Origin of the sequence: Uliginosibacterium paludis (genome assembly GCF_039631355.1) — a bacterium.
GTDB lineage: Bacteria > Pseudomonadota > Gammaproteobacteria > Burkholderiales > Rhodocyclaceae > Uliginosibacterium > Uliginosibacterium paludis.
On the sequence record NZ_JBDIVF010000019.1, the window covers coordinates 1 to 12,314 of the forward strand.

General features: G+C 59.7%; 9 protein-coding genes and 1 tRNA gene. All 10 read left to right on the forward strand.

Annotated elements, in window-relative coordinates; genetic code table 11:
- Positions 1-102, forward strand: a 102-nt coding sequence (locus ABDB87_RS20250) for an EF-Tu C-terminal domain-related protein (RefSeq protein ID WP_345930517.1), incomplete at its 5' end; no start/stop codon positions are given.
- A gap of 77 nt (positions 103-179) precedes the next feature.
- Positions 180-255: transfer RNA gene (locus ABDB87_RS20255), tRNA-Trp, on the forward strand.
- Between the two features lie 23 nt (positions 256-278).
- Positions 279-626, forward strand: a complete 348-nt coding sequence (gene secE, locus ABDB87_RS20260; protein ID WP_345930497.1) for a preprotein translocase subunit SecE — start codon at positions 279-281, stop codon at positions 624-626.
- On the forward strand, positions 623-1,156 hold the full coding sequence (gene nusG, locus ABDB87_RS20265; RefSeq protein WP_345930498.1) for a transcription termination/antitermination protein NusG: 534 nt from the start codon (positions 623-625) through the stop codon (positions 1,154-1,156). The genes secE and nusG overlap by 4 nt, the downstream gene beginning before the upstream one ends.
- A 94-nt stretch (positions 1,157-1,250) precedes the next feature.
- Complete coding sequence (gene rplK / locus ABDB87_RS20270; RefSeq protein WP_345930500.1) at positions 1,251-1,682, forward strand: 50S ribosomal protein L11; 432 nt, start codon at positions 1,251-1,253, stop codon at positions 1,680-1,682.
- 1 nt (position 1,683) lies between these two features.
- Complete coding sequence (gene rplA / locus ABDB87_RS20275; protein WP_345930502.1) at positions 1,684-2,382, forward strand: 50S ribosomal protein L1; 699 nt, start codon at positions 1,684-1,686, stop codon at positions 2,380-2,382.
- A 256-nt stretch (positions 2,383-2,638) separates the two neighbouring features.
- Positions 2,639-3,139, forward strand: a complete 501-nt coding sequence (gene rplJ / locus ABDB87_RS20280) for a 50S ribosomal protein L10 (protein WP_345930504.1) — start codon at positions 2,639-2,641, stop codon at positions 3,137-3,139.
- A gap of 46 nt (positions 3,140-3,185) precedes the next feature.
- Positions 3,186-3,563: a 50S ribosomal protein L7/L12 gene (gene rplL, locus ABDB87_RS20285; RefSeq protein WP_345930506.1), complete on the forward strand. Its 378-nt coding sequence runs from the start codon at positions 3,186-3,188 to the stop codon at positions 3,561-3,563.
- A gap of 192 nt (positions 3,564-3,755) precedes the next feature.
- Positions 3,756-7,889, forward strand: a complete 4,134-nt coding sequence (rpoB, locus tag ABDB87_RS20290) for a DNA-directed RNA polymerase subunit beta (protein WP_345930508.1) — start codon at positions 3,756-3,758, stop codon at positions 7,887-7,889.
- Between the two features lie 27 nt (positions 7,890-7,916).
- The gene (gene rpoC, locus ABDB87_RS20295; RefSeq protein ID WP_345930510.1) at positions 7,917-12,131 is read left to right on the forward strand and encodes a DNA-directed RNA polymerase subunit beta'; all 4,215 of its coding nucleotides are present in this window, start codon (positions 7,917-7,919) and stop codon (positions 12,129-12,131) included.
- The last annotated feature ends 183 nt before the right edge of the window (positions 12,132-12,314 follow it).

Sequence of the window (12,314 nt, forward strand, 5' to 3'; positions counted from 1 at the left end):
AAGCTGATCGCTCCGATCGCGATGGAAGAAGGTCTGCGCTTTGCAATCCGCGAAGGTGGCCGTACTGTCGGCGCCGGCGTGGTGGCGAAGATCGTCGAGTAATCGATATCTGCCCGGTTCGCCGGGTTGAAAAAGCGCCCTGAAAGTCGGTTTCGGGGCGCTTTTGTAGTCTCTGCTGCAGGGGCATAGCTCAATTGGCAGAGCGTCGGTCTCCAAAACCGAAGGTTGGGGGTTCGAGACCCTCTGCCCCTGCCACTTCAATGCAAAGGCATTTTCCCATGGCGGATAAACTGAAGTTTGTGCTCGCGCTGCTGTTGCTGGTCGCGGGCCTGACTGGTTACTACCTTCTTTCCGGCCAGCCTGTGTTCTTCCGGGTGCTCAGCGTGCTTGCAGGTCTTGCTGCTTGCGTTGCCGTGGGCTGGTTTACCGGGCCGGGGCAGCGTTTGGCGACGTTTGGTGGTGAGGCCATCGTAGAAGCCAAGAAGGTTGTGTGGCCTACGCGCAAGGAAACGGTTCAGACCACGGGTGCTGTTTTTGCCTTTGTTGTTGTGATGGCCGTAGTGCTTTGGATTGTTGATTTTGCGGTCGGCAAGATGATCGGCGCTTTGCTGGGGTGGAATCAATGAGCAAGAGATGGTATGTCGTTCACGCCTATTCAGGCTTCGAGAAGTCGGTACAGCGCGCGCTCCTGGAGCGCGTTGCCCGTTCTGACATGCAGGACAAGTTCGGTCAGATTCTTGTTCCTGTAGAGGAGGTCGTGGAAATGAAGGGTGGGCAGAAAAGTGTCACGGAGCGCAAGTTTTTTCCGGGCTACGTTCTGGTCGAAATGGACATGGATGATGCTTCCTGGCACTTGGTCAAGAGCACTCCGAAAGTTACCGGGTTTGTCGGTGGTGCCGGCAACAAGCCCACTCCGATCTCGCAGCGTGAGGTGGATGACATCCTGATGCAGATGCAGGCCGGGGTCGAGAAGCCGCGTCCCAAGATTCTGTTCGAGGTGGGCGAACTCGTGCGCGTCAAGGAAGGTCCGTTTACGGATTTCAACGGCTCGGTCGAGAGCGTCAACTACGAAAAGAGCCGTCTGCATGTTTCCGTCACGATTTTCGGTCGTGCAACGCCGGTCGAGCTCGAGTTCAGCCAGGTTGAGAAAACCTGATCGATTTCAGGGGGTGCCGGGTCCCCTGTTTTACTTTCCCGGTTTGAGGAGCATGCCTGCGTGCATGCGTTAAGACTCATTTCAAGGAGCCATCATGGCAAAGAAAATTGTCGGCTACATCAAGCTGCAAGTGCCGGCGGGCAAGGCCAACCCTTCGCCCCCCATCGGTCCCGCTCTCGGTCAGCGCGGCCTGAACATCATGGAATTCTGCAAGGCCTTCAATGCCCAGACTCAGGGTATGGAGCCGGGCTTGCCGATTCCTGTCGTGATTACCGCCTTCGCGGACAAGTCCTTCACGTTCATCATGAAGACGCCGCCGGCGACCGTGCTGATCAAGAAGGCTGCTGGCGTGCAAAAGGGTTCTGCTCGTCCGCATACCGACAAGGTCGGCAAGGTGACGCGTGCCCAGCTTGAAGAAATTGCCAAGACCAAGATGAAGGATCTGACTGCAGCCGATCTGGATGCAGCTGTTCGCACCATCGCAGGCTCCGCCCGCAGCATGGGCATCACCACGGAGGGCGTGTGAGATGGCAAAGATTTCCAAGCGAGTGAAGGCGCTGCGCGCTGCCGTTGATCGCAACAAGCTGTATGCGGCTGATGAAGCGTTGAATCTGGTCAAGCAGAATGCAACGGCCAAGTTTGACGAATCCGTCGACGTTTCGGTGAACCTTGGCGTGGACGCCAAGAAGTCCGACCAGGTTGTCCGTGGCTCTGTCGTGCTGCCTGCCGGTACCGGCAAGAGCGTGCGCGTTGCCGTGTTCTGCCAGGGCGCCAAGGCTGAAGAGGCCAAGGCTGCGGGCGCGGATGTCGTCGGTTTTGATGATCTGGCCGAGCAGGTGAAGGCCGGTAATATCGACTTTGATCTGTGTATCGCTACGCCTGACGCCATGCGTGTCGTCGGTGCACTGGGCCAGATTCTCGGTCCGCGCGGCCTGATGCCGAACCCGAAGGTTGGTACCGTGACGATGGATGTCACGACCGCTGTGAAGAATGCCAAGGCTGGTCAGGTGCAATACCGTACCGACAAGGCCGGTATCATTCATGCAACCATTGGTCGTGCTTCGTTCTCCGTCGAAGCGCTCCAGCAGAACCTTGGCGCACTTGTTGGTGCACTGGTCAAGGCAAAGCCGGCTGCATCGAAGGGCGTGTATCTGCGCAAGATCGCCCTGTCGTCGACGCAAGGTGCTGGTGTTCGCGTCGAACCGACTTCGGTCAACGCACAGTAACAAATAATCAAGGGGCGCTCCGCGAGGGTCGCCCCTTTCGAACTTTGGGCCCGATCGGACGGCAACGTCCGCCCGGGGTTGTCAAAGACCGTTGGGGTGTCAGCCATCCGGATGGCACTTAATCGGATCAGTTCCGCCCAGCGCAGATGGCGTTTCCCGAAAACAGGATGAATGCAGCCAATGGCTGTGCCTGAATTTGAGGTCGCCGTGGTTGGGCACCGGGTTTCCGGATGCCCTTTTGAGTTAGGAGTTGACCTTGAGTCTCAATCTTGAAGACAAGAAGGCTGTAGTTGCCGAGGTGTCTGCACAGGTTGCGAACGCTCAGACCATCGTGGTCGCCGAGTACCGGGGTATTGAGGTGGGACACCTCACTGCCTTGCGTGCAAAGGCCCGCGAACAGGGCGTTTACCTGCGTGTGCTGAAGAACACCCTGGCACGGCGCGCTGTGGCAGACACGGCGTTCGCTGGCCTCGCCGACCAGATGACCGGTCCGCTGATCTATTCGATCGGCTCGGATGCGGTTGCTCCGGCGCGCGTGCTGGCTGACTTCGCAAAAACCAACGACAAGCTTGTGGTCCGTGCCGGTTCTTACGGCGGCAAGGTTCTGGACAAGGGCGGCGTGCAAGCGCTGGCTACCATCCCGAGCCGTGAAGTGCTGCTGGCACAACTGCTGGGCGTCATGCAGGCCCCGATTTCCGGTTTCGCGCGCGTCATCGCCGCGGTTGCCGAGAAAAAGGGCGAATCTGCTGCTGCCTGATCACACGCTGAAACCAATCAAACACTTTCAAATTTAGGAAATCAAAATGGCATTCGATAAAGACGCATTCCTGGCGGCCCTCGACACCATGTCCGTGATGGAACTCAACGAGCTGGTCAAGGCTGTTGAAGAGAAGTTCGGCGTGTCCGCTGCTGCCATGGCCGCTCCGGCTGCTGGTGGTGCTGCTGCTGGCGCTGCTGCTGCTGAAGAGCAAACCGAGTTCACCGTCATCCTGGCTGCTGCCGGCGACAAGAAGGTTGAAGTCATCAAGGTGGTCCGCGCCGTGACCGGTCTGGGCCTGAAGGAAGCCAAGGACGTCGTTGATGGCGCTCCGAAGCCCGTCAAGGAAGGCATTTCCAAGGCTGACGCAGAAGCCCTGAAGAAGCAGCTGGAAGAAGCTGGCGCAAAGGTCGAGATCAAGTAATCCCGACTTCTGCACCTGGGGTTGGCGGCTGGTGCCGCCAGCCCTTTTGTCGTTTTGTGAAAGGCCGTCAAAAGCGGCGTGTTGTTGCTGATACCACAGACGTGGCCAGAATACAGCATTGACCACGCGGAATCCCCCGCACTCAGTGCTGCCTTGTGTCCTCTGACGTCGGACTCTTGACCCGGAGCTTCTATGGCGTACTCCTACACCGAGAAAAAACGCATTCGCAAGAGCTTTGCCAAGCGCGCAGCTGTTCTGGATGTTCCCTTCCTGCTGGCTACTCAGCTGGAGTCATATACCTCGTTCCTTCAGGCGGATGTTCCGCCTCAGGCACGGCGCAACGAAGGCCTGCAGGCCGCGTTTACCTCGATCTTTCCGATTTCCTCGCATTCCGGCAATGCGCGCCTGGAGTTCGTTCACTTCATCCTGGGCGAGCCTGCATTCGACGTGAAGGAATGTCAGCAGCGCGGTCTGACCTTTGCGTCGCCGCTGCGTGCGCGCGTTCGTCTGGTCATTCTCGACCGGGAAGCTTCCAAGGAAACCATCAAGGAAGTGAAGGAGCAGGAAGTGTACATGGGCGAGATTCCGCTCATGACGACGACGGGCTCTTTCGTGATCAATGGCACCGAGCGTGTCATCGTGTCTCAGCTGCACCGCTCCCCGGGCGTGTTCTTCGAGCATGATCGCGGCAAGACTCACAGTTCGGGCAAGCTGCTGTTCTCGGCCCGCATCATTCCCTATCGCGGCTCCTGGCTGGATTTCGAATTCGACCCGAAGGATTTCCTGTTCTTCCGCGTTGACCGTCGTCGCAAGATGCCGGTCACCATCCTGCTCAAGGCGATCGGGATGAACAACGAAGAGATCCTGTCGACTTTCCACGACTTCGAGAGCTTCGAACTCGCGGGCGACCAGATCCGTTTCGAGCTGATTCCGGACCGTCTACGTGGCGAGATTGCGCGTTTCGATATCGCGGATGCAAAGGGTAACCTGATCGTCGGCAAGGACAAGCGCATCAATGCCAAGCATGCGCGCGACATCGCCGCTGCCGGCATCACTTCCGTGATCGTGCCGGAAGAGTTCGCGGTGGGCCGTGTGCTGGCTCACGACGTTGCTGACCCGGAAACCGGCGAAGTGCTGGCGCGTGCAAACGATGAGCTGACCGAAGACCTGATGGCCAAGCTCTCGACTGCAGGTGTGAAGGGTTTCAAGACCCTCTACATCAACGACCTTGATCGTGGCGGCTATATCTCACAGACCCTGCGTTCGGACGAAACGCTCGACCAGTGGCAGGCGCGCGTGGCGATCTACCGCATGATGCGTCCTGGTGAGCCGCCGACCGAAGATGCGGTCGAATCGCTCTTCCAGAGCCTGTTCTATTCCGAAGAGCGTTATGACCTTTCGGCCGTGGGCCGCATGAAGTTCAATCGTCGCGCCTATCCGGAAAAGATGGATGACAAGTCGCCTGAGTGGCTCAAGCGCTTCTATCAGCGCGTCGGCCCGCAAGGCGAAGAAGGCTCGGGCGTTCTGGCGAACGACGACATCTTGGCCGTGATTGGCGTGCTGCTTGAGCTCCGTAATGGCCGCGGTGAAATCGACGACATCGATCACCTGGGTAACCGTCGCGTGCGCTGCGTGGGCGAACTGGCCGAGAACCAGTTCCGTGCCGGTCTCGTGCGTGTCGAGCGCGCTGTCAAGGAACGTCTCGGCCAGGCCGAGAGCGACAACCTGATGCCGCATGACCTGATCAATGCCAAGCCGATTTCGGCCGCGATCAAGGAATTCTTCGGCTCCTCGCAGCTGTCGCAGTTCATGGACCAGACCAACCCGCTGTCGGAAATCACCCACAAGCGCCGCGTGTCGGCTCTTGGCCCGGGTGGTCTGACGCGTGAGCGTGCAGGTTTCGAAGTGCGCGACGTGCACCCGACGCACTACGGTCGCGTTTGTCCGATCGAGACACCTGAAGGTCCGAACATCGGTCTGATCAACTCGCTGGCGGTCTATGGCACGACCAACCGTCACGGCTTCCTCGAGACGCCCTATCGCCGCGTGGCTGATGGCGTGGTGAGCGACCAGATCGATTACCTCTCGGCCATCGAAGAAGGTCAGTACATCATCGCCCAGGCCAACGCCCAGGTGACCGATGACGGCACCCTGGAAGGCGACCTCGTGTCCGCCCGCTACAAGGGTGAAGCCATGCTTGTCGAGCCGATGCAGGTTCAGTACATGGACGTGTCGCCATCGCAGATCGTGTCGGTGGCTGCTTCGCTGATTCCGTTCCTGGAGCACGACGACGCGAACCGCGCACTGATGGGCGCGAACATGCAACGTCAGGCTGTGCCTTGCCTGCGTCCGGAGAAGCCTCTGGTCGGTACCGGTATCGAACGTACCGTGGCAGTGGACTCGGGTACGACGGTGCAGGCGCTGCGCGGCGGTATCGTGGACTACATCGATGCCAACCGTGTCGTGATCCGTGTGAATGACGATGAAACGGTGCCGGGCGAAGTCGGCGTCGACATCTACAACCTGATCAAGTACACCCGCTCGAACCAGAACACGAACATCAACCAGCGTCCGATCGTCAAGATCGGTGACCGTCTGGCCAAGGGCGACGTGATCGCCGATGGCGCCTCGACCGACCTCGGCGAACTGGCGCTGGGCCAGAACATGCTGGTCGCGTTCATGACCTGGAACGGCTACAACTTCGAAGATTCGATCCTGATCTCCGAACGCGTGGTGGCAGACGACCGCTTCACTTCGATCCACATCGAAGAACTGACCGTCGTTGCCCGTGACACCAAGCTCGGACCGGAAGACATCACCCGCGACATCGCCTCCCTGGGCGAAGCCCAACTGGGTCGTCTGGACGAATCCGGCATCGTGTACATCGGCGCTGAAGTCGAAGCCGGTGACGTGCTGGTCGGCAAGGTCACGCCGAAGGGCGAAACCCAGCTGACGCCGGAAGAGAAGCTGCTGCGCGCGATCTTCGGCGAGAAGGCGTCCGACGTGAAGGACACCTCGCTGCGCGTGCCTTCCGGCATGAACGGCACCGTCATCGACGTGCAGGTCTTCACCCGCGAAGGCATCGAGCGCGACAAGCGTGCCCAGTCGATCATCGACGACATGCTGAAGAGCTTCCGTCTCGACCTGGCTGACCAGATGCGTATCGTGGAGCGCGATACCTTCGAACGTATCGAGCGTCTGATCATTGGTCAGGCTGCCAACGGCGGCCCGAAGAAGCTTGCCAAGGGCACCAAGATCGACAAGGCCTATCTGGAGTCGATCGAGCAGTACAGCTGGTTCGACATCCGCATGGCGGACGACGCAATCGCCGTGCAGCTCGAGCAACTGCGTGAAGGCCTCGAGAAGACCCGCAAGGACTTCGATCTCGCTTTTGAAGCCAAGCGCAAGAAGCTGACACAGGGCGATGAACTGCCCCCGGGTGTGCAGAAGATGGTCAAGGTCTATCTGGCCGTGAAGCGTCGTCTGCAGCCGGGTGACAAGATGGCCGGCCGTCACGGTAACAAGGGCGTGGTTTCCAAGATCCTGCCCGTTGAAGACATGCCGTACATGGAGAACGGTCTGCCGGTCGATATCGTGCTGAACCCGCTCGGCGTGCCTTCGCGGATGAACATCGGTCAGATCCTCGAGACCCACCTGGGCTGGGCCGCACGCGGTCTGGGCCAGAAGATCGACGGAATGCTCCGTGCCGAAGCGACGGCGAAGGAAGTGCGCCAACTGCTGTCTGAGATCTACAACAATGGCGGCAAGGGCGAAGACATCGAGTCACTGAACGATGCCGAGGTGTTTGATCTGGCAGGCAACCTGCGCAAGGGTGTGCCGTTCGCGACGCCGGTGTTCGACGGTGCAACCGAAGAAGACATCATCAACATGCTCGAAATGGCCGGCCTTGATTCCGGCGGCCAGGTCACGCTGTTCGATGGCCGTACGGGTGAAGAGTTCGAGCGCAAGGTCACGGTGGGTTTCAAGCACGTGCTGAAGCTGCACCACCTTGTCGACGACAAGATGCACGCACGTTCGACCGGCCCGTACTCGCTGGTGACCCAGCAGCCTCTGGGCGGCAAGGCACAGTTCGGTGGTCAGCGCTTCGGTGAAATGGAAGTGTGGGCGCTGGAAGCTTACGGTGCAGCCTACACGCTGCAGGAAATGCTCACCGTGAAGTCCGATGACGTGACCGGTCGTACCAAGGTCTATGAAAACATCGTCAAGGGCGAGCACAAGATCGATGCCGGCATGCCGGAATCCTTCAATGTGCTGGTGAAGGAAATCCGTTCGCTGGCCATCGATATCGACCTCGAGCGTTACTGAACTGCGACTGGAATGGAGTAAAGATAGATGAAAAGCCTGCTCGCTGACCTGTTCAAGCAAAGCCTGCCTGACGAAGAAGAGTTCGATGCGATTACCATCGGCCTCGCTTCGCCGGACAAGATCCGTTCCTGGTCCTACGGTGAAGTCAAGAAGCCTGAGACCATCAACTACCGCACCTTCAAGCCGGAGCGCGATGGCCTGTTCTGCGCCAAGATCTTCGGCCCGGTCAAGGACTACGAGTGCCTGTGTGGCAAGTACAAGCGCCTGAAGCATCGTGGCGTGATCTGTGAGAAGTGTGGCGTCGAAGTCACGCTCTCCAAGGTCCGTCGCGAGCGCATGGGGCACATTGAGCTGGCCTCGGTGGTTGCCCACATCTGGTTCCTGAAGAGCCTGCCGAGCCGTCTCGGCATGGTGCTCGACATGACGCTGCGCGACATCGAGCGCGTGCTCTACTTCGAAGCATTTGTCGTGGTCGAGCCGGGCATGACGCCGCTGACTCGTGGCCAGCTGCTGACCGAAGACGACTTCATCGCGAAGACCGAAGAATATGGTGACGAGTTCGTCGCCATGATGGGGGCCGAAGGCATCCGCGGTCTGCTGCGCAACATCGATATCCATAAGGAAATCGAGCGCCTGCGCAGCGAGCTGGAGACCACTGGGTCCGAAGCCAAGATCAAGAAGATCGTCAAGCGCCTCAAGGTGCTGGAAGCCTTCACCCAGTCCGGCATCAAACCCGACTGGATGATCATGGAAGTGCTGCCGGTGCTGCCGCCGGACCTGCGTCCGCTGGTGCCGCTGGATGGTGGCCGTTTCGCCACCTCCGACCTGAACGATCTGTATCGCCGCGTCATCAACCGCAACAACCGTCTGAAGCGTCTGCTGGAGCTGAAGGCCCCTGAAATCATCGTGCGCAACGAAAAGCGCATGCTGCAGGAAGCGGTTGACTCGCTGCTCGACAACGGTCGTCGCGGCAAGGCCATGACGGGCGCCAACAAGCGTCCGCTGAAGTCGCTGGCCGACATGATCAAGGGTAAGGGCGGTCGTTTCCGTCAGAACCTGCTGGGTAAGCGCGTCGACTATTCCGGTCGTTCAGTGATTACCGTCGGTCCGCAGCTCAAGCTGCATCAGTGTGGCCTGCCGAAGCTGATGGCGCTTGAACTCTTCAAGCCCTTCATCTTCAACAAGCTCGAGCTGATGGGGCTGGCTACGACCATCAAGCAAGCCAAGAAGCTGGTTGAGTCGCAAGAGCCGGTGGTGTGGGACATCCTCGAAGAGGTGATCCGCGAGCATCCGGTCATGCTTAACCGTGCACCGACGCTGCACCGCCTCGGCATCCAGGCGTTTGAGCCGACGCTGATCGAAGGCAAGGCTATCCAGCTGCACCCGCTCGTCTGCGCGGCGTTCAACGCCGACTTCGACGGTGACCAGATGGCCGTGCACGTTCCGCTGTCGCTTGAAGCACAGATGGAAGCCCGCACCCTGATGCTGGCCTCCAACAACGTGCTGTCGCCCGCCAACGGCGAGCCGATTATTGTTCCGTCTCAAGACGTGGTGCTGGGTCTGTACTACGCGACGCGTGCCGGTGTGAACAGCAAGGGTGAAGGCATGCTCTTCACCGACGTGTCCGAGGTGAAGCGTGCCTACGAGTCGGGCCAGATCTCGCTGCATGCGAAGGTCACTGTCCGGATCAAGGAATACGAGCTGGACGCCGAGGGCAACAAGGTCGAGAAGCTGAACCGCTATCACACGACTGCCGGCCGTTCGCTGCTTTCCGAAATCCTGCCTGCAGGCCTGCCGTTCTCCGTGATCGACAAGGCGCTGAAGAAGAAGGAAATTTCGCGCCTGATCAACACGTCTTTCCGTCGTTGCGGCTTGCGCGAGACGGTGATCTTTGCCGACCGCCTGATGCAGTTCGGTTTCCGCCTGGCAACTCGCGCCGGTATTTCCATCGCGGTCAAGGACATGCTTGTCCCGGCCGAGAAGGAAACCATCATCGGAACCGCAGAAGCCGAAGTGAAGGAAATCGCGCAGCAGTATTCGTCCGGTCTGGTGACCGATGGCGAGCGCTACAACAAGGTGGTCGATATCTGGGGGCGCACTGGTGACCAGGTGGCGAAGGCCATGATGGATCACCTCAGCAAGGAGCCCATCGTTGACCGCGAGGGCAAGGACACCAAGCAGGAATCTTTCAACTCGATCTACATGATGGCCGACTCGGGTGCTCGCGGTTCCGCGGCACAGATCCGTCAGCTCGCCGGCATGCGCGGCCTGATGGCCAAGCCGGACGGCTCCATTATCGAGACGCCGATCACCACTAACTTCCGTGAAGGTCTGAACGTTCTGCAGTACTTCATCTCCACTCACGGCGCACGTAAGGGTCTGGCGGATACGGCACTGAAGACCGCGAACTCCGGTTACCTGACGCGCCGTCTGGTTGACGTCACGCAGGATCTGGTCGTGATCGAAGACGACTGCGGCACTGCGAACGGTTTCGTCATGAAGGCGATGATCGAAGGCGGTGAAGTGGTCGAGCCGTTGCGCGAGCGCATTCTGGGTCGTGTGTCGGCTGACGACATCGTCAATCCGGAAACCCAGGAAACCGTCATCTACGCGGGCAGCCTGCTCGACGAAGACGCCTGTGATCTGATTGATTCGCTCGGCGTGGACGAAGTGCGCGTGCGCACTCCGCTCACCTGTGACACGCGCTACGGCCTGTGCGCGAAGTGCTATGGCCGCGATCTCGGTCGGGGCAATCTGGTCAACGTCGGTGAGGCGGTTGGCGTCATCGCTGCCCAGTCGATCGGTGAGCCGGGTACGCAGCTCACGATGCGGACCTTCCACGTCGGTGGTGCTGCGTCGCGTTCGGCTGTCGCAAGCTCGGTCGAGGCCAAGTCGGCCGGTACCGTACGCTTTGCAGGAAACATGCGCTATGTGACCAATGCGAAGGGCGAGAAGATCGTGATCTCGCGCTCCGCAGAAGTCGTGGTGGCGGATGACTCCGGTCGCGAGCGTGAGCGTCACAAGCTCACCTACGGTGGCACGCTGCTGGTCGATGATGGCCAGGCAGTCAAAGCTGGCGCGCAACTGGCCGTGTGGGACCCCCACACCCGTCCGATCATCACCGAGTACTCGGGCACGATCAAGTTCGAGAACGTGGAAGAGGGCGCTACGGTTGCCAAGCAGGTTGATGAAGTCACCGGCCTGTCGACGCTGGTTGTCATTGATTCCAAGCGTCGCAGCACCACCAGCAAGGGCGTCCGTCCGCAGGTCAAGCTGATCAACGACGCTGGCGAAGAAGTGAAGATCGCGGGCACCGATCATGCTGTGACCATTACCTTCCAGGTTGGCTCGCTGATCACGGTGAAGGACGGTCAGCAGGTGTCGGTGGGTGACGTACTGGCCAAGATTCCGCAGGAATCTGCCAAGACCCGCGACATTACCGGCGGTCTGCCGCGCGTGGCAGAACTGTTTGAAGCCCGTGCTCCGAAGGATGCCGGCGTGCTGGCTGAGGTGACGGGGACGCTGTCCTTCGGTAAGGACACGAAGGGCAAGCAGCGTCTGGTGATTACCGAGCCGGATGGCACGGTTCACGAGTCCCTGATTCCGAAGGACAAGCACGTGCTGGTGCACGATGGTCAGGTGGTTCAGCGTGGCGAACTGATCGTTGACGGTCCGGCCGATCCGCATGACATCCTGCGTCTGCAAGGTGTTGAAGCGCTGGCCCGTTACATCATCGACGAGGTGCAGGATGTGTATCGCCTGCAGGGCGTGAAGATCAACGACAAGCACATCGAGGTGATCGTTCGCCAGATGCTCCGTCGCGTGATCGTCAGCGAACCGGCAGACAGCCGCTTCATTCGTGAGGAGCAGGTCGAGCGTTCGGAAGTGCTGGACGAAAACGACAAGCTCGAAGCTGCGGGCAAGCTGCCTGCAAGTTTCGAGTACATGCTGCTCGGTATCACGAAGGCTTCGCTGTCGACGGACTCGTTCATCTCCGCAGCGTCGTTCCAGGAGACCACTCGCGTGCTGACCGAAGCAGCGATCATGGGCAAGAAGGACGATCTGCGCGGTCTGAAGGAGAACGTGATCGTGGGACGTCTGATCCCTGCCGGTACGGGTCTGGCCTATCACCGCAACCGTCGCTCTGTGTCGGCAAGCGGGCTCGATCTGGCTCAGGCGCTGTTCGCTGCACCGGAAGAATCGGCGGTGGCTGTCGAGGGCGATGCCCCTGACGTCGCTTGACGGTATTTGCGGGAGTCGCATATACTCCCGCGTCTTGGGATGGGCTGGCCAGGTGGCCAGTCGTCCCGTGTTTGATCGCGGCCCGTGTCGGGGAAGGCTCCGGCTGGTGGTGAGATCCAAGGAAATTTGATGCCAACCATTAATCAACTCGTTCGCAAGGGCCGGGAAGTTCCGGTCACCAAG

Bases quoted from the DNA above. Each gene is read 5' to 3' on its own strand.
- nusG (WP_345930498.1), top strand. From the start codon at position 623: ATGAGCAAGAGATGGTATGTCGTTCACGCCTATTCAGGCTTCGAGAAG.
- rplA (WP_345930502.1), top strand. From the start codon at position 1,684: ATGGCAAAGATTTCCAAGCGAGTGAAGGCGCTGCGCGCTGCCGTTGAT.
- rplK (WP_345930500.1), top strand. From the start codon at position 1,251: ATGGCAAAGAAAATTGTCGGCTACATCAAGCTGCAAGTGCCGGCGGGC.
- rpoB (WP_345930508.1), top strand. From the start codon at position 3,756: ATGGCGTACTCCTACACCGAGAAAAAACGCATTCGCAAGAGCTTTGCC.
- rpoC (WP_345930510.1), top strand. From the start codon at position 7,917: ATGAAAAGCCTGCTCGCTGACCTGTTCAAGCAAAGCCTGCCTGACGAA.
- rplL (WP_345930506.1), top strand. From the start codon at position 3,186: ATGGCATTCGATAAAGACGCATTCCTGGCGGCCCTCGACACCATGTCC.
- secE (WP_345930497.1), top strand. From the start codon at position 279: ATGGCGGATAAACTGAAGTTTGTGCTCGCGCTGCTGTTGCTGGTCGCG.